The 16,530-nt window shown below is 73.6% G+C and carries 15 protein-coding genes; 8 read left to right on the forward strand and 7 right to left on the reverse strand.

The window, feature by feature from the left end:
* Positions 1–43: 43 nt before the first annotated feature.
* From ACZ6W9_RS12855 to ACZ6W9_RS12870, 4 genes are read right to left on the reverse strand one after another with little or no spacing between them, the layout of a single operon-like run.
* Positions 44–1,009, reverse strand: a complete 966-nt coding sequence (locus tag ACZ6W9_RS12855; protein ID WP_470117780.1) for an urease accessory protein UreF — start codon at positions 1,007–1,009, stop codon at positions 44–46.
* Between the two features lie 7 nt (positions 1,010–1,016).
* A complete protein-coding gene (locus ACZ6W9_RS12860) occupies positions 1,017–2,732 on the reverse strand; it encodes an urease subunit alpha (protein WP_389955717.1) in 1,716 nt (571 codons plus the stop codon).
* Positions 2,722–3,141: an urease subunit beta gene (locus ACZ6W9_RS12865; protein ID WP_389955714.1), complete on the reverse strand. Its 420-nt coding sequence runs from the start codon at positions 3,139–3,141 to the stop codon at positions 2,722–2,724. The genes ACZ6W9_RS12860 and ACZ6W9_RS12865 overlap by 11 nt, the downstream gene beginning before the upstream one ends.
* The gene (locus tag ACZ6W9_RS12870; protein ID WP_470117782.1) at positions 3,138–3,440 is read right to left on the reverse strand and encodes an urease subunit gamma; all 303 of its coding nucleotides are present in this window, start codon (positions 3,438–3,440) and stop codon (positions 3,138–3,140) included. Before ACZ6W9_RS12870 ends, ACZ6W9_RS12865 begins: the two co-directional genes overlap by 4 nt.
* Before the next feature lie 205 nt (positions 3,441–3,645).
* On the opposite strand from ACZ6W9_RS12870, the gene urtA reads away from it, so the two are divergent.
* The 5 genes from urtA to urtE all read left to right on the forward strand — a co-directional run bounded on the left by urtA (position 3,646) and on the right by urtE (position 8,686).
* Entirely contained in the window at positions 3,646–4,887 is a 1,242-nt protein-coding gene (urtA, locus tag ACZ6W9_RS12875) for an urea ABC transporter substrate-binding protein (protein WP_389955709.1), read from the forward strand.
* Between the two features lie 131 nt (positions 4,888–5,018).
* The gene (gene urtB, locus ACZ6W9_RS12880; protein ID WP_362928377.1) at positions 5,019–5,885 is read left to right on the forward strand and encodes an urea ABC transporter permease subunit UrtB; all 867 of its coding nucleotides are present in this window, start codon (positions 5,019–5,021) and stop codon (positions 5,883–5,885) included.
* A gap of 66 nt (positions 5,886–5,951) precedes the next feature.
* On the forward strand, positions 5,952–7,082 hold the full coding sequence (gene urtC, locus ACZ6W9_RS12885; RefSeq protein ID WP_389955701.1) for an urea ABC transporter permease subunit UrtC: 1,131 nt from the start codon (positions 5,952–5,954) through the stop codon (positions 7,080–7,082).
* Between the two features lie 118 nt (positions 7,083–7,200).
* Positions 7,201–8,019, forward strand: a complete 819-nt coding sequence (gene urtD / locus ACZ6W9_RS12890; RefSeq protein ID WP_389955699.1) for an urea ABC transporter ATP-binding protein UrtD — start codon at positions 7,201–7,203, stop codon at positions 8,017–8,019.
* A complete protein-coding gene (urtE, locus tag ACZ6W9_RS12895) occupies positions 7,997–8,686 on the forward strand; it encodes an urea ABC transporter ATP-binding subunit UrtE (protein WP_389955697.1) in 690 nt (229 codons plus the stop codon). Before urtD ends, urtE begins: the two co-directional genes overlap by 23 nt.
* 171 nt (positions 8,687–8,857) lie before the next feature.
* Here urtE and ACZ6W9_RS12900 read toward each other — a convergent pair whose 3' ends face one another.
* On the reverse strand, positions 8,858–10,759 hold the full coding sequence (locus ACZ6W9_RS12900) for a serine/threonine-protein kinase (RefSeq protein WP_470117786.1): 1,902 nt from the start codon (positions 10,757–10,759) through the stop codon (positions 8,858–8,860).
* 297 nt (positions 10,760–11,056) lie between these two features.
* Between ACZ6W9_RS12900 and ACZ6W9_RS12905 the strand changes: the two genes are divergently transcribed.
* From ACZ6W9_RS12905 to ACZ6W9_RS12915, 3 genes are all read left to right on the forward strand, one after another.
* A complete protein-coding gene (locus ACZ6W9_RS12905; RefSeq protein WP_389955693.1) occupies positions 11,057–12,196 on the forward strand; it encodes a transporter substrate-binding domain-containing protein in 1,140 nt (379 codons plus the stop codon).
* Entirely contained in the window at positions 12,181–13,218 is a 1,038-nt protein-coding gene (locus ACZ6W9_RS12910) for a hypothetical protein (RefSeq protein ID WP_389955692.1), read from the forward strand. The genes ACZ6W9_RS12905 and ACZ6W9_RS12910 overlap by 16 nt, the downstream gene beginning before the upstream one ends.
* Positions 13,219–13,362: 144 nt before the next feature.
* Positions 13,363–14,829: a serine hydrolase domain-containing protein gene (locus ACZ6W9_RS12915; RefSeq protein WP_389955689.1), complete on the forward strand. Its 1,467-nt coding sequence runs from the start codon at positions 13,363–13,365 to the stop codon at positions 14,827–14,829.
* On the opposite strand, the gene ACZ6W9_RS12920 is transcribed toward ACZ6W9_RS12915, so the two are convergent.
* Positions 14,784–15,413: a response regulator transcription factor gene (locus tag ACZ6W9_RS12920; RefSeq protein ID WP_389955687.1), complete on the reverse strand. Its 630-nt coding sequence runs from the start codon at positions 15,411–15,413 to the stop codon at positions 14,784–14,786. The two genes, ACZ6W9_RS12915 and ACZ6W9_RS12920, sit on opposite strands and share 46 nt — an antisense overlap.
* Positions 15,404–16,528, reverse strand: coding sequence for a sensor histidine kinase (locus ACZ6W9_RS12925; protein WP_470117789.1), 1,125 nt, complete (start codon positions 16,526–16,528; stop codon positions 15,404–15,406). The genes ACZ6W9_RS12920 and ACZ6W9_RS12925 overlap by 10 nt, the downstream gene beginning before the upstream one ends.
* Positions 16,529–16,530 lie beyond the last annotated feature (2 nt).

Genomic DNA, 16,530 nt, shown 5'->3' on the forward strand with positions numbered 1-16,530 from the left:
GGCCGGTGCTCCGTCCGGGGCGTCCGTCAGGACGCCCCGGACGTCAGGAGACGAACATCCTCGGCTCGGCGCGGACGTGCCGTTCGGCGAGCAGGTCGAGCGCGGGCGCGGTGGGCGCGGGCAGCCGTTCCCAGGGGTCCGGCGCCCCGGCCTCCGCGGCGGATCCCGAGCCCGGTGTTCCGGGCCTCCCGTCCGGTCCCGGGGCCGGCGCGCCGATTCTCCCGTCTGGTCCTGAGCCCGGTACTCCGGCCTCTTCGCCGGATCCCGGGTCCGGCGGGCCCGCCAGGTGCGCTGCGGAGCCGGTGGCGATCCGTTCCAGGTCGGGGGCGAGGGCGGCGAGGAGCCGGTGGACCGGGACCGGGTCGAGGCCGAGGAGCCTGACCGCCGCCGTGGCGGGGCCGGTGACCGCGGTGTAGGCCGCCGCGAGCGCCGCCTCCGCCGGGGAGCACCCCGCGGCGGCGGCCACCGCGCCGAGCGCGACCGCGTGGTGCGCGCCCGCGGGCGCGGCCCGCGCCAGGTCGTCCAGGATCGGCGACGGCCAGATCCGCCGGGCGCTCCGCAACAGCAGCCTGCCCTGCGTACGGCTCGCCTCCCGCTGCGCGGGCGACGACGTCCGCGCGTCGGCCTCGGCGTCCAGGCGCTCCCACGCGGCGTCCGGAGACGGCCGTCCGTCCGGACGGCTTCGCGCCGGGAGGCCGTCCGCGGACCGTCCCCGGGGGTCCTCCCCGGCGTGATCGTTCCCGGCCCCGTTCCCGGTCCCGATGGTCGTCGCCCCGGCCGTCGCGGCCGCCGCCGTGCCGGCCTCGCGGGACGCGGCGAGGTCGCAGGCCGCGGCGGCGAGACCGGCCGCCACCGCCCCGGCGGTGGCCAGCCGTCCCCGCAGGAACGCGGCCAGGCTCGCGAGATCGCGGACCGCCCCGGCGCGGATCGCCTCCTCGGCGCCCCCCGAGTGCGCGTGCCCCCCGGCGGGCAGCCGGGAGTCGGCCAGCAGCAGCAGCGCGGCGTTCACGCGACGCTCAGAAGAGGAAGTAGCGCTGGGTCATGGGCAGGGTCTCGGCCGGGGCGGGCTCGACCGTCTCGCCGTCCACCCGCACGGTGAAGGTGTCTGGATCCACCTCGATCTCGGGGGTGGCGTCGTTGAGGGGCATGCTCTCCTTGCCCCGGCGGCGGACGTCGGCCACCGGCACCAGGCGCCGCCGTACGGCCAGCCGGTCGGCCAGGCCGTCCTCGATCGCGAGCGGGGCGACGAAGTGGACCGACGTGGCGGCGGCGGTGACCGGGACGGCGCCGAACATCGGACGTGGCAGCACCGGCTGCGGGGTCGGGATCGAGGCGTTGGCGTCGCCCATCTGGGCGTGGGCGATCACGCCGCCCTTGAGCACCAGGTCCGGTTTGACCCCGAAGAAGGCAGGCTGCCACAGCACCAGGTCCGCCAGCTTGCCGGGCTCGACCGAGCCGACCTCCCCGTCCAGGCCGTGCGCCACCGCCGGGCAGATCGTGTACTTGGCGACGTAGCGCCGGGCGCGGAGGTTGTCCGCCGGTCCGTCGCCCGGCAGCGCGCCGCGCCGCCGCTTCATCACGTGCGCGGTCTGCCAGGTCCGGATGATCGTCTCGCCCACCCGGCCCATCGCCTGGGAGTCCGAGCCGATCATCGAGATCGCCCCCAGGTCGTGCAGCACGTCCTCGGCGGCCATGGTGGCCGGCCGGATCCGCGACTCGGCGAACGCCAGGTCCTCCGGGACCGAGGGGTTCAGGTGGTGGCAGACCATCAGCATGTCGAGGTGCTCGTCCAGCGTGTTGACGGTGTGCGGACGGGTCGGGTTGGTCGAGGAGGGCAGGACGTTGCGATGCGAGGCGACCCGGATGATGTCCGGCGCGTGGCCGCCGCCGGCGCCCTCGGTGTGGTAGGCGTGGACGGCCCGGCCGCCGATCGCCTTCAGCGTCGACTCCACGAACCCCGCCTCGTTGAGGGTGTCGGTGTGCAGCGCCACCTGCACCCCGGTGGCGTCGGCGACCGACAGGCAGGCGTCGATGGCCGCGGGGGTGCTGCCCCAGTCCTCGTGCAGCTTGAACCCCGAGGCCCCGGCGCGGAGCTGCTCCAGCAGCCCTTCGGCGCCGGTCGTGTTGCCCTTGCCGAGCAGCGCGACGTTGACCGGGTGGGCGTCGAGCGACTCCAGCATCCGGGCGAGATACCAGGTGCCGGTCACCGTGGTGGCCTTGGTGCCCTCGGCGGGGCCGGTGCCGCCGCCGACGATCGTGGTGACCCCGGCCGCCAGAGCCTCGTCGAGGATCTGCGGGCAGATCAGGTGGACGTGGGAGTCGACCGCCCCCGCGGTCACGATCTTCCCGTTGCCCGAGATGACCTCGGTGGACGGGCCGATCACCAGATCTGGGTGGACGCCGTCCATGGTGTCGGGGTTGCCGGCCTTGCCGAGCGCGACGATCCGGCCGTCCCGGACGCCGATGTCGGCCTTGACCACGCCCCAGTGGTCGAGCACGACCGCGCCGGTGATCACCAGGTCGGGGGCGCCCTCGGCGCGGGTGGTCCTGGCCTGGCCCATCGACTCCCGGACGACCTTGCCGCCGCCGAACACGGCCTCGTCGCCGGCGCCCGCCGGGCCCATGGCGAGGTCCTCGGTGACCTCGACGAACAGGTCGGTGTCGGCGAGCCTGATCCGGTCCCCGGTTGTGGGACCGTACAGCGCGGCGTAGCGGGACCGCTCAACGAACATCGGTGCTCCCGTCCATCCCGTCCAGGGGGCCCGCCCACTCCGGGCGCAGGCCGGGCACGATCCGGCGCCCGGCGATCGGCACCAGGGTCACGTCGCGCTCGACGCCGGGCTCGAAGCGCACCGCCGTGCCGGCCGGCACGTCCAGGCGGGTGCCCCAGGCCGCCCGCCGGTCGAACTCCAGGCCGGGGTTGGCGGCGGCGAAGTGGTAGTGCGACCCGACCTGGATCGGCCGGTCGGCGACGTTGACGACCCGGACGGTGACGCGCTCACGGCCGGGGTTGAGCGGCACGGGGGCCTCGCCGTACCGGATCTCGCCGGGGACCATGCGCTCCTCCCGCGCCGTCTCGTGCGGAAGGTCCGTACGCGGTGACGCCTCCCGGGGGACGTCCGTGCGGTCGCCCGCCGTCACGGGATCGGCCAATGGACGGTGACGAGCTTGGTGCCGTCGGGGAAAGTCGCCTCGACCTGCACCGACTCCAGCATCTCCGGCACGCCGTCCATGACGTCGCCCCGGGACAGCACGGTGCGCCCCGCCTCCATCAGCTCGGCGACGGTCCGGCCGTCCCTGGCCCCCTCCATGAGGAAGGACGCGATGACGGCGGTCGCCTCCGGATGGTTCAGCCGGAGACCCCGGGCCTTCCGGTCCCGGGCGACACCGGCGGCGACATGGATGAGCAGGCGTTCCTGCTCGTGTGGTGTGAGCCGCATTGGACGGACCATAAGAACCGGCTGTTACCGAAGTGTTGCACGGTGATGTCCGGGTGGTTTCCGGTCCGGGCCGTCACGGGGGTGAAACCCCGGCAAAGCGCAATTAACATCCGCGATCTTCTCGGGAAACCTTACTCGCCCACCTTGTCGGCAGGTGGATCGGTGCGGGGCCGTACCGGTGGGAACCGGTGAGAGAGGAAGGCACTTGAGGAGAACAGCCTGGCGCTCCGGCGTCACCGCCGCCCTGCTGGCCGTCGCGCTCGCCGCGTGCGGCGGGGAGGCTCCGGCGGGCGGGAACGCCGCCTCCGCCGGCGGCGGCGCGGACGGCGACGGCATCAAGGTCGGCATCCTGCACTCGCTGAGCGGCACGATGGCCATCAGCGAGGTGACGGTCAAGGACGCCGAACTCCTCGCGGTCGAGGAGATCAACGCCTCCGGAGGGGTGCTCGGGAAGAAACTGGTCCCCGTGGTGGAGGACGGCGCCTCCGACTGGCCGACCTTCGCGGAGAAGGCCACCAAGCTCATCCGGCGCGACAGGGTCGCCGCCACCTTCGGCGGCTGGACCTCGGCGAGCCGCAAGGCGATGCTTCCCGTCTTCGAACGCAACAAGGCCCTGCTGTGGTATCCGGTGCAGTACGAGGGCCTGGAGAGCTCGCCGTACATCTTCTACACCGGCGCCACCACCAACCAGCAGATCATCCCCGCGCTCGACTACCTGAAGGAGCAGGGGAAGAAGAAGCTCTTCCTGGTCGGCAGCGACTACGTCTTCCCGCGCACCGCCAACAAGATCATCAAGGCGTACGCGGCGGCCAACGGGATGCAGGTCCTCGGCGAGGAGTACACCCCGCTCGGGCACACCGAGTACGGCACGCTGACCAACAAGGTCGTCGAGGCCGCGCCGGACGCGGTCTTCAACACCCTCAACGGCGACAGCAACGTGGCGTTCTTCAAGCAGCTCACCAGCGCCGGGGTCACCGCCGAGAAGATGCCCGTCCTGTCGGTGAGCGTCGCCGAGGAGGAGGTCAAGGGGATCGGCGTGGACAACATCGCGGGCCACCCGGTCGCCTGGAACTACTACCAGACCACCCAGGGACCGGCGAACGAGAAGTTCGTCGCCGCGTTCAAGGGCAGATACGGCGCCGGCAAGGTCACCTCCGATCCGATGGAGGCCGGCTACAACGCGGTGTACCTGTGGGCCGAGGCGGTGAGGAAGGCCGGGACCACCGAGGTCGAGGCCGTGCGCAAGGCCGCGGGCGGCATCGCCCTGGAACGCCCCGAGGGCCTGGTCACCATCGACGGCGAGAACCAGCACATGTACAAGACCGCCCGGATCGGGGTGGTCCAGCCGGACGGCCTCATCAAGGAGGTCTGGAAGTCCGGCGAGCCGATCAAACCCGACCCCTACCTGAAGGGCTACCCCTGGGCGAGCGGCCTGGCCTCGGGCTGACGCGCGCCCCGGGCCGGCCGTCCGGCCGGGCCGCCCCTGACCGGCTCCGGAGCGCGGCGGTGAACGACCCGCGGCAAGAACCGCGGCGCCGCCGCGCTCCGGAGCCAGACCCCTCGCGGAAAGGGACGAAGGTGGAGGCGTTTCTCAACCAGCTGCCGATCGGCCTGTCGATCGGCGCGGTGCTGCTCCTCATCGCCGTCGGGCTGACGTTCACGTTCGGCCAGATGGGCGTGATCAACATGGCCCACGGAGAGTTCATCATGGCCGGGGCGTACACGGCCTACCTGCTCCAGGGCGTCGCCGGCCGCGACGCGGTGGTCGTGGCGCTGCCCGTCGCCTTCCTGGTCGCCGGGCTCATGGGGCTCCTGCTGGAGTGGGCCGCGATCCGGCACTTCTACGGCCGGCCGCTGGACACCCTGCTGCTCACCTGGGGCGTCAGCCTGGTGCTCCAGCAACTCGCCCGCGACCTGTTCGGGGCGCCCAACGTCCAGGTCCAGGCACCGGACTGGCTGCGCGGCGGGCTCGGCACGCTGCCGTACAACCGGCTGTTCATCCTCGCCCTGGCGGTCCTCACCGTCGTCGCCGTCTGGGCCTACATGAACCGCACCGGCCAGGGACGGCGGATGCGGGCCGTGATGCAGAACCGGCGGCTCGCCGCGACCAGCGGCATCGACACCGGCCGGGTGGACCGGCGGACCTTCTTCATCGGCTCCGGCCTCGCCGGGGTCGCCGGGGTCGCCCTCACCCTGATCGGCCCGGTCGGACCGGCCCTCGGCACCTACTACATCGTCGATGCCTTCCTGGTCGTCGTCGCGGGCGGCCTCGGGCGGCTCCGCGGCGCCGTGATCGCCGCCGCCGGGCTCGGCCTGCTCAACTCCTACGCCGAGTTCTGGACCGACGCCAGCCTGGCCAAGGTCATCGTGTTCGCCGCGATCGTCGCCTTCCTGCAGTTCCGGCCGCAGGGCCTGTTCGTCACCCGATCGAGGGCACTGGTCTGAATGAACCTCACCCATCCGGAAACGCCGGAAACAGCGGAAACACCGGAAACACCGAGGGCACGGGAAATGCCGAAGACCCTGAAAACACTGAAAGGGCTGAAAACGCTGAAAGGCCCCGGCGTCTTCGCGGCCGTGGCCGTGCTCGCGCTGGTCGCCGCCCCCCTCCTGCTGGAGCCCTTCCGTCTCGGCCTGCTGGCCAAGTACCTGTGCCTGGCGATCGTCGCCCTGGGCATCGGCCTCGCCTGGGGCCAGGGCGGCATGCTGGCCCTCGGCCAGGGCGTGTTCTTCGGCCTCGGCGGCTACGCCATGGGCATGCACCTGAAACTCGCCGACGCCCGGGGCGAACTGCCCGACTTCATGGTGTGGAGCGGCGTCGAGCGACTGCCCGCGCTGTGGAGGCCGTTCACGAACCCGGTGTTCGCGCTGACCGCCGCCGTGGCGGTCCCGACGCTGATCGCCGCCGCGCTGGGCCTTCTGGTGTTCCGGCAGCGGGTCCGGGGAGCCTACTTCGCGATCCTCACCCAGGCGCTCGCCGCCGCGTTCGCCATCCTCCTCGTCGGGCGGCAGGGCCTGACCGGCGGGACCAACGGCCTGACCAACTTCTACGACCTGTTCGGCCTGGACCTGGCGGACGACGCCGTCCAGCGCGGGCTGTACCTCGTGGTCGCGCTCACGCTGGGCCTGCTCTATCTGGGCGCGCGGCAGCTGACCCGCAGCCGCTTCGGCCGCCTGCTCGTCGCGGTCCGCGACGGCGAGGACCGGGTCAGGTTCCTCGGCTACGACCCGGCCCTCGTCAAGACCGTCACCTTCGCGATCTCCGCGGGGATGGCCGGGCTGGCCGGCGCGCTGTTCGTGCCGGTCGTCGGGATCGTCTCGCCGGCGCTGCTGGGCGTGGTCCCCTCGCTGGAACTGGTCGTCGCGGTGGCGGTGGGCGGCCGGTTCACCCTGGCCGGGGCGGTCGCCGGGGCGGTCGTCATGGGATACGCCAAGACCGCGTTCAGCGAGGAGTTCGCCGGCGGCTGGCTGTACCTGCAGGGCACCCTGTTCATCCTCGTGATGACCCTCGCGCCGCGGGGCGTCCTCGGCCTGGCCGCGACGGGCCGGGACGCGCTCGCCCGCAGGCGTGCCCGCCGTACCGAGGCGAGCCCCCGGCCGGGCGGGCCCGGCGCCGGCCGCGTCATGGAGGAGGTCGCGTGACGTCCTCTCCGCGCCGGTGGGAACCGTCCGGCGGGAACCGTTCAGCGGGACGGTTCGGCGAGAACCGGAGGAAGCGATGAACCCGTCCGGCCCCCGGGCATGCCTCCCGGAGGAAGCGATGAGTCCGCCCGGCTCCCAGGCAGGCGTTGACCCGTCCGGCCCCGGAGCGGGCGTTCCGGAGGACCCGATCATTGAGATCCGCGGCCTGTCGGTCGTCTTCGACGGCTTCCGCGCCGTCGACGGCGTCGACCTGACCGTCGGGCGGGGGGAGCTGCGGTTCCTCATCGGGCCCAACGGCGCGGGCAAGACGACGCTCGTGGACGCCGTCACCGGCCTCACCCGCCCCACCGCCGGGGAGATCAGGTTCGCCGGCCGTGACCTGGCGGGTCTGCGCGAGCACCGGATCGTACGGCTCGGCGTCGGGCGGACCTTCCAGACCTCCGTGGTCTTCGAGGAGCTCACGGTGCTGGAGAACCTCGACCTGGCCGCGTCGTTCCGCCGTACGCCGTGGTCGCTGCTCCGGCGTCGGCGCGGCGTCGGTGAGGCCGTCGCCGAGGCGCTGGAGACGACGGGCCTGGGCCCGATGGCGGAGCGGCCCGCCGGGGTGCTCTCCCACGGGCAGCGGCAGTGGCTGGAGATCGGCATGCTGCTCGCGCAGCGGCCCCGGCTGCTCCTGCTGGACGAACCGGTCGCCGGCATGTCGCAGGGCGAGCGCGAGCGCACCGGCGAGCTGCTGACGTCGATCGCCCGCGAGCGCACGGTGGTCGTCATCGAACACGACATGGAGTTCCTGCGCAGGTACGCCTCGCGGGTCACGGTCCTGCACGAGGGCCGGGTCCTGGTCGAGGGGCCCGTGGAGCAGGTCCGCGAGGACCCCCGGGTGCAGGAGGTCTACCTCGGGAGGAGGAGCGGCGATGCTGTCGGTACGGGATCTTGACGCCGGGTACGGCAGGGCCCGGGTGCTGTCCGGGGTCGGCCTGGAGGTGGAGCCCGGGACGCTCGTCTGCGTGATGGGCCGCAACGGCGTCGGCAAGACCACCCTGCTCGACACGGTGATGGGCGTGCTCCCGGCCACCGCCGGGTCGGTCGTCTTCGACGGGCGCGACGTGACCCGTCTCGCGCCCCACGAACGGGTACGGCTCGGCATGGGCTACGTCTCCCAGGGGCACGCGGCGTTCCCCCAGCTCAGCGTGCTCGGCAACCTTCAGGTCGCCCTGGAGGCGGCCGGCGGGCCGAAGGAGGCGCTGGAGGAGGCGCTGGAGGTCTTCCCCCGGCTCAAGCCCCTGCTGAAGCGCCACGCCGGGTTCCTGTCCGGCGGCCAGCAGCAGCAACTCGCCATCGCCCGTGCCCTGGTCGCCCGCCCCAGGATGCTGATCCTGGATGAGCCCACCGAGGGCGTCCAGCCGTCCATCGTCATCGAGATCGAGGAGGCGATCGAGCGGCTACACGCCTCGGGGCTCGCCGTACTGCTGGTGGAGCAGTACGTGGACCTGGCGCTGCGCCTGGCCGACCGCTTCCTGATCCTCGACGCCGGACGCGTCGTCCGCGCCGGCCCGGTCGCGGAGCTGCGGGACGAGGAGGTCCAGAGCCTGCTCGCGGTCTGACCCGGTCTCCCGCCCGGCGGCCGGACGGGCAGGGTCCGTACGGCCCGCCACGGGCGGACGCCTGAGAGCGGGCCGACAGGGGCGGACGCCTGAGAACGGGCCGACAGGGCCGGGACCGCACGGAGCCGGGTGCGTACGGAGCCGGGACCGTACGGACCGGGAAGGCGTCCGTCAGGAGCGGGCCTCGAAGGAGTTGAACGCGACGTCCAGCCCGGGACCGCCGCGCCGGCCCCGGGCGAAGACACCGATGGAACCGGCGGCCGGCGGCCGGGCCCGGTCCACCTGGGAGACGACCTCCTTGCCGTTGACCCGCAGGCTCAGCGTGGTCCCGGTCGCGCCGCCGCGGCAGACCGCCTGCAGGACGGTGAGCCGTCCGGGACGCAGGCCGGGGACGCGCCGCACCGCCGACGGAGCCTTGCCGCTCCGGGTGATCGAGGCGTCGCCGTCACCGGTGAGCGCGAACTCGTAACGCTCGGCCGTCCCCTTCCGGCCGCGGCAGAACACCCCGAAGTCTCCCTTGCCGGAGATCAGGCGCACCTTCACGGTGATGACGGTGTTCCGCAGCGAGGCGGTGACGGGGGCGGTGACCGGGAGGTCCGCACCGGCCCGGACGGTGAGCCGGTAGGCGCCGTGGTCCGGCCGGTGCTTCCCGGCTTTCCCCGCCGCCGTGCTGCTCCAGCCGCCGGCGGCGCCGAAGTCGTCCTTGAACGGCAGGGTGCGCGCGGTGGAAGGCCGGGCGGTGCGCTTCGCGGGCGACGGGGACGGTGACGGCGACGGCGACGCCGTCACGGGGGCGGGGGAGCCCGTGGGGGCGGGCCCGGCGCTCTCCGGGGCGCTGGGCCGGGCCTGTGACGCGACGTCGCCGGTCGCCGGGTCCCGGGGGAGGAGCCAGGCGACCCCGGCGATGACCCCGGCGAGGACCAGTCCCGCAACCGCGGGGATGAGATGCCGCCTGACCTGCCGCGCCGTGTCCGGAACCGCCTCATCGGCCCGGCGGGCCGCATCGGTACGGCGAGCCGTGCCCACGACGGCGGGGGCCGCGCCCGCGTACCCGGGGACGGCCGGTACGGCGGGCGGCGGGGCCTGTCCCGGGACCGCCGCGACGGGCGGCGGGGCGGCTTCCGGACGGGGCACGGGCGGCGGGGCCTGTCCCGGGACCGCCGTGACGGGCGGCGGGGCGGCTTCCGGACCGGGCACGGGCGGGGAGACCGGCTCCGGAACGACCGGCGACCGGACCGGCGCGGGGCCCGCGCCGGGCGGCCTGGGCGGGACCGGCGCGGCGGCCGGGTCGCTGACGCCCGTCAGGGCGCGGACGATGTCGCGCACGTCCGGGCGGCGGGCGGGATCCTCGGCGAGGGCGCTCGCCACGAGATCGCGCAGCGGGCCGTGCAGGCCGGTCAGGTCGGGCCGGAGGCGGACGACCCTCGCGGTCTCCTCGGGGTCGCCGGCGTCGGCGTCGCCGTACGGTTCGCGTCCGGCACGGCCGTACGGATCACGTCCCGTCGCCGCGTACAGGACGGCCGCGCCCCAGGAGAACACGTCCGACGCGGCGGTGGCCGCCTCGCCGCGCGCCCGTTCCGGCGGCGCGGCCTCGCCGGGGACGTCGCGGAGGGGGAGGCCGGCGAGACCGAAACCCCCCACCCTCGGCCCGAGGGGGCTCAGCAGGATGCCGGACGGCGTCAGCCGCCCGTGCGCGATGCCCGCGGCGTGGATCGCCTGCAGGGCGACGGCGACGGACACGGCCAGAGAGCCGAGGCCCGGCCCGGCCAGGGGCCCCTGGTCCCCGACCCGCTCACGCAGGGAGGGGCCTTCGACGTGCTCGGTGACGACGTAGGCGCGGTCACCGTCGAACCCCGCGGAGAGCACCGGGACGACGCAGCGCGGGGCGACCCGGGACGCGGCGCCCGTCTCCTGCTGGAACCGCCACCGGACGCCGGGATCGGCGGTCAGGGCCGGGTCGAGGACCTTGACCGCGACCTGCCGTCCACCGGGGTCGTGGGCGAGGAGGACCTCGCCGGCGGCGTCCTGCCCCAGCCTGCCGGTCACGTGGTACGGCCCGATGATGAGATCCATCCCGTCCAGCATCCCCCCAACGGGTTCACCCGGCAGGGGAATCGCCTCCTTAGCTGCGGTCGAAACGGGCAGAGCTCGTTCGTCGCCCGCCCCGGCCGGGGAAGCCGGGGAAAGCGGGAAGCCGCTCCTCTCGGGGGAGCGGAGGAGTCGTCCTCCGCTCCTGACATTCGGTACTGGATCTTAGGGGGTATTCCGGTCACTTCGCCGGGAGGCGGTTTGATCTCGTATTGATGAAGGGCCTCCTCACAGCCGGTGCCACGCCCTAGCCTGCCTAATGAGCAGGGGGTTCGTGGGATTATGACCGAAGAGCACGAGGGCGTGACGGCACCGTCCGGGAAGGCGGGTCTTTTCGCCGGGAAGCTGCGGCGCCCCGGCGAGAAGGCCGGCCCCGTGCCCGATCCCGTACCCGATCCCGTACCCGATCCCGTGCCCGACCCGGCCCCGCAGCCGGAGCCGCCACCGGTCAAGAGGTTCCGGATCTTCCGGCTCGTCGGCTGGGTGGCCCTGGTCATGGCCGCGGTCGTGGTCGGCACGTCCATCCTGCTGGCGAACGGGCCGCCCACCGAGGCGGAGCTGCGGGAGCGGGCCGGGCTGTTCAGCAAGGACCGGCTCCGGATCGGCGTGAAGTCCGACACCCCGGGCATCTCACTCCAGGAGAAGACGGGCAGGCGTGCCTTCAAGGGGTTCGACATCCAGATCGCCTACATGATCGCCGCCGACCTGGGCTTCTCGCCGGACAAGATCGACTTCCTGTCCATCGAGACCGAGGACAGGGCACGTATGCAGGCCAAGGACGACCAGGGCCGGTTCGTCAAGGTGGACCTGGTGGTCGCCACCTTCAGCGTGACGCCCGATCGGCGGAAGGACGCGGCCGTCGGGTTCTCCACGCCCTACCTGTACACCGAGCAGTCCGTGGTGACGAGGTCCGACTACCCGGGGAAGATCACCTCTCTGGTGGATCTGGAGGGAAAGCGCGTCTGCACGCTCGGCAGCTCCACCTCCGCGATCGAGCTGGAGAAGGCGACCGGGGCCAAGGCCACCGCCCGCAACCTGATCAGTGACTGCATCGCCGATCTGAAGGCGGGCAGGTTCGAGGCGGTGACCACCGACGCGGCGATCCTGGCCGGGTTCGTCGCGGAGTCCGGTGGGAAACTCGTCCACCACGACATCGCACTGGAGAAGACCGAGATGTGGGCGGTCAACACCGGCCCCAACAGGGCGCTGCGCGACCTGGTCGACCTCGCGCTCTACCGCTCCTACGCCGACCCTCGGGACCAGCGGTGGGAGCAGGCGTACCAGATGTACATCGACCCGCTGCTGGCGGCCAACCCCGGCATCAACGTCGCACAGGCGCAGCAGCCCTGCGCGCTGCCCCCGCCGGTGCGCAGGTGGCCGTGGGAGCGGACGCTTCCCGTCCAGGAGTGCTCGACCAGTTGATCGGCATCGGGCGGACCAAGCGCACGTCCAGAATCCACCCCAGGAACCAGGAGTGGCTGCTCGCGCTGCTCCCGGCCTTCCCCCTGGTCCTGCTCATCATGCGGCTGTGGTACGCCAGCCGTCAGGACACCCAGACCCTGCTCCTGCTGGTGCAGAACATCAGCCCGCTGGGCCTGCTCACCGCCGTGCTGCTGACGACCGTGTGGATCCTGCCGGTCCTCGTCCTGTGCGGGCGGATGCTCGGCGCCCTGTACTGGATCAGCACGAGGGACTGGAGCGGCGCGAACCGCTCCTCCTGGCTGCTGAACGCCACCGAGCGCCTGCCGGGCTGGGTGGTGGTGCTGGCGGTGGTGGTGGGCCTGGTCTCCTGGGAGCTGCGGTTCCTGCCGACGCTGGAGATGCTGGCGCTGGCCACCGCCGGGCTGACGGTGCGCGACCGCTTCCCCGGCAGGGAGAGACTGCGGGTGGTCGTCTGCTACGCCCTGCCCGTGGCGGCCGCCGTGCTCGTCTACGCCGCGCTGTGGCCCGCCATCGGCCAGGCGATCGCCGCGCGGGACACGACGACCTCGGTCCTGCTCATCCTGCCGCCGGGGATCGCGGGCCTGCTGACCGGTCCGGTGCCGCGGGTGCTCGCGCGGCTCCTCACCCACGGGCTCGCCGTCGTCGTGGCGGTCTTCGCGCCGTTCCTGGTGGGCGTGGTGGTGATGAAGGCGCCGATCCTGCCGCTGACGGCGTTCCAGATGAAGGCGGACAAGGGGCGGGACACGCCGAGGGTGCTCGTGGGCTACCTGGTCGCCAGCGACGACCAGATGGTGACCGTACTGGGGGCCGACGGCACCGTGAGCTTCGTCCGCGGCGACAGGCTGGAGTCGAAGGTGCTCTGCCCCGACCCCGACCAGGCCCCCCGGACCTGGGTGAACCTGCACGGCTGGTACGTCGAGAAGAGCATGCTGTCGTGGCTGGCCCCGGCCCCGCCGGAGAGACCGGCCGATCCGCGCTGCCAGGGCCGCTCCGCGGACTGAGCGGGGTTCCCGGTCCTTCCCGCCCGCCGTACGGGCAGCGCACGACACGTCCCGGCCGGCCCCGCCGTACGGCGGTTTCCCATCGCGGAGACGGAGGTTTCTCGCAATGGTTCCGGCCCTGAACGGGCGACTAGCGTCCGGCGGGTGTCTCTGAGAACTCTCATCGCGATCTGCATGGCCGTACTTCCCGCGGCCGGTGCCTTCCTGCCCGGGACCCCGCCCGGAGCCGCCCCGCCCGGAGCCGCCCCGCCCGGCGGCGTCACCCCCGCGGCGATCACCGCGTTCGTCGAGGACTACCGCGAGGAAACGGGGCTGCCCGGGGCGGCCGTGGTGGTCACCAGGGGCACGGAGGTCGTCCACGCCGCGGGGTACGGCGTGACCGCCGCGGGCGCACCGGTGACGGCGGACACCCCCATGCCCGTCGCCTCGGTCAGCAAGTCCTTCACCGCCCTGGCCGTGATGCGGCTGGTGGAGGCGGGCAGGCTCGGGCTCGACGACCCGGTCCGCCGCCACCTGCCCGAGTTCACGATGGCCGACCCCAGGGCGGCGAAGATCACCGTACGGCAGCTGCTCCACCAGACGTCGGGCATGGCGGACACGGCGTTCCACGAGCGGAGCCTGCCCCAGCCCACCACGCTGAAGGGCGCGGTGGCCCGGCTCAGGACGGCGAGGCTCGCCACGGAGCCCGGGACCGCCTTCAGCTACCACAACACGAACTACCAGGTCGCCGCCCGGCTCGTCGAGGTGGTGAGCGGCCGGTCGTTCGCCGGATACCTCGACGCGCACGTGTTCGCCCCGCTCGGCATGCGCCACAGCCGGACGGTCGACACCGACCGGGACCTGCCGCCCGCCTCACGTGGCCACCTGTACATCCTCGGCCGGGCCGTCGCCCTGCCGGAGCCCACCGCGTTCGGCAACGGCTCCGGCGGCGTCCTCACCACCGCGAACGACATGGCCCGGTGGCTGATCGCGCAGCGGGACGGCCGCATCTCCCCGCGGACCGTCGAGGAGATGCGCACCCCCTCCGCGCAGAACGACGAGTACGCCCTCGGCTGGATGCTCGGCGAGACGGAGCGCGGCACCCCCGTCGTGGAGCACGGCGGCGACCTGTTCACCGCCACCGCCGGGCAGCTGCTGATGCCGGCGTCCGGGTACGGCGTCGCCGTCATGGCGAACACCGGCATGGCCTTCGCCGACGCCGGAGCCCTGATGGACGGCCTGGTGGCCCTGATCGAGGGCGCGACGCCGGAGATCCCCGCCACGCCCTTCCTCGTCACGGACCTCGTGTTCGCGCTGCTGATCCTGGCGACCGCCGGGCCGGCGGCACGCGGGGTGGCCCGCTCCGGGAGGTGGGCCGCCCGCCGGAGCGGGTGGCGGTGGTGGCTGGGGCTGCTGCCCTGGCTGGCGCCGCTCGCGCTGTGCGCGGCCGTCGTGCCGGTCTTCCGGATCCTCGCCCGGGGGAGCGACATCTCCTGGATCCAGGTGGCCTACCTCTACCCGACCTTCATGGCCTGGCTGGTGACGGCCGCGGTCGCGGGCTCCGTGCTGGTCGCGGCGCGCCTGGTTCAGACGTCGAGATACCGCAGGACCGCCAGCACCCGGCGGCTGTAGCCGGGGGTCCGGTCAAGGCCGAGCTTGTCGAAGACGGCGTTGACGTGCTTCTCGACCGTGCTCTGCGACACGTGCAGCCGCTCGGCGATCGCGGTGTTGACCATGCCCTGGGCCAGGTGCTCCAGGACGGCCCGCTCGCGGCCGGTCAGCGTGTCCAGCGGGGCACGGGCGAGCAGCCGCCTGACCACCTCGGGATCGAACACCGTGCCGCCGGAGCCGATCCGCTCCAGCGACGCGAGGAACCCGGCCACTTCCGACACCCGGTCCTTGAGCAGGTAGCCGAGGCCCTCCCCGGGGCCGGCGAGGAGCCGGGAGGCGGAGGACGGCTCGACGTACTGCGACAGCACGAGCACCCCGACGCCGGGCCACCGGCCGCGGATCTCCAGGGCGGCCCGCAGCCCGTCGTCGGTGTGCGACGGCGGCATCCGCACATCGACGATCACCGCCTCCGGCCGGGCCCCGGCCATGGACTCCAGGAGCGCGGCGGCGTCGCCCACGGCCGTCACCTCGTGCCCGGCGTCCCGCAGCAGCCGGGCCAGCCCCTCGCGGAACAGCACGGAGTCGTCGGCGAGGATCAGGCGCACGGCAGCCTCGCGGTCACCGTCGTCGGGCCGCCGGGCGGGCTGTCCACGGTGAACGTCCCGTCGAGCGCCCGCACCCGCCGGGCCAGCCCGGCGAGGCCGCCGCCGTCCGGGTCGGCGCCGCCCCGGCCGTCGTCGGAGACCGTCACGGTCACCTCCTCCTCCGTCGCGCGCAGGCCGACCATGATCGCGCCCGCCCCGGCGTGCTTGTTGGCGTTGGTGACGGCCTCCCTGACCATGAAGTAGACGCAGGTCTCCCGCTCCGGCGCGAGCCGCCCGGGTGAGTGGCAGGCGACCGTCACCGGTACCGCGGAGCGATGCGCCACCTCGTCCAGCGCGGCGCGCAGGCCCCGCGAGTCCAGCTCCGCCGGATAGATCCGCCACGCCACGTCACGCAGCTCGTCGAGCAGCCGCCGCGCCTCGGAGTACGCCTCGTCGATCAGGGCGGGCTCGGACGCGTGCCGTGCCCGCCCCAGCAGCATCGCCAGCGTCACCCCGCGTTGCTGGACCCCGTCGTGCAGGTCGCGCTCGATCCGGCGGCGCTCGTCGTCGACGGCCCGCACGATCCCGGAGCGCGAGGCGGTCAGCTCGGCGATCCGGCCTCTCATCACCTCGTCCCGCCCGAAGGGCGCGAAACGGTCGGCCAGCCTGCGCTCCAGGCCCACCAGGACGGCGCCCCAGCCGACGGACAGCGCCAGCGCGGTCAGGCCGAGGACGATGCCGTACACCGAGCTGTCCCCGGTCACCCGCACGCCGGGCAACCGGAGGGGGATGGGATGGGCCTCACCCGAGACGAGCTGCCCCGCCCCGCCGTACAGCAGGAGGGCCGCCAGGAACACGCCCGCGAAGGCGAGGTAGCCGCCCAGGACGCCGAGGACGCCCCGCAGCAGGAGATAGGCGCGCCCGCCGCGCCCGCCGGAGCCGCCGACGCGGCGGTGGTCGTACCAGGAGGCCAGGCGGAGCCGTTCCAGGCCGACCAGCGCGGCCGTCGCCCTCCGCGCGCGCTCGCCCCCGACCGCCCAGGAGACGCAGACCCACCCCAGCCCGGCCAGGCCGGTCGGCACGCCGGTGGCCACGCCGACGGCTCGTCGCAGCGGCGACATGAGGGCTCGGCGCATGG

The sequence above is a fragment of the Streptosporangium sp. NPDC053982 genome (genome assembly GCF_055585205.1).

Bases quoted from the DNA above. Each gene is read 5' to 3' on its own strand.
- ACZ6W9_RS12905 (WP_389955693.1), top strand. From the start codon at position 11,057: ATGACCGAAGAGCACGAGGGCGTGACGGCACCGTCCGGGAAGGCGGGT.
- urtC (WP_389955701.1), top strand. From the start codon at position 5,952: ATGCCGAAGACCCTGAAAACACTGAAAGGGCTGAAAACGCTGAAAGGC.
- ACZ6W9_RS12860 (WP_389955717.1), bottom strand. From the start codon at position 2,732: ATGTTCGTTGAGCGGTCCCGCTACGCCGCGCTGTACGGTCCCACAACC.
- urtE (WP_389955697.1), top strand. From the start codon at position 7,997: ATGCTGTCGGTACGGGATCTTGACGCCGGGTACGGCAGGGCCCGGGTG.
- ACZ6W9_RS12925 (WP_470117789.1), bottom strand. From the start codon at position 16,528: ATGCGCCGAGCCCTCATGTCGCCGCTGCGACGAGCCGTCGGCGTGGCC.
- ACZ6W9_RS12870 (WP_470117782.1), bottom strand. From the start codon at position 3,440: ATGCGGCTCACACCACACGAGCAGGAACGCCTGCTCATCCATGTCGCC.
- urtD (WP_389955699.1), top strand. From the start codon at position 7,201: ATGAGTCCGCCCGGCTCCCAGGCAGGCGTTGACCCGTCCGGCCCCGGA.
- ACZ6W9_RS12900 (WP_470117786.1), bottom strand. From the start codon at position 10,759: ATGGATCTCATCATCGGGCCGTACCACGTGACCGGCAGGCTGGGGCAG.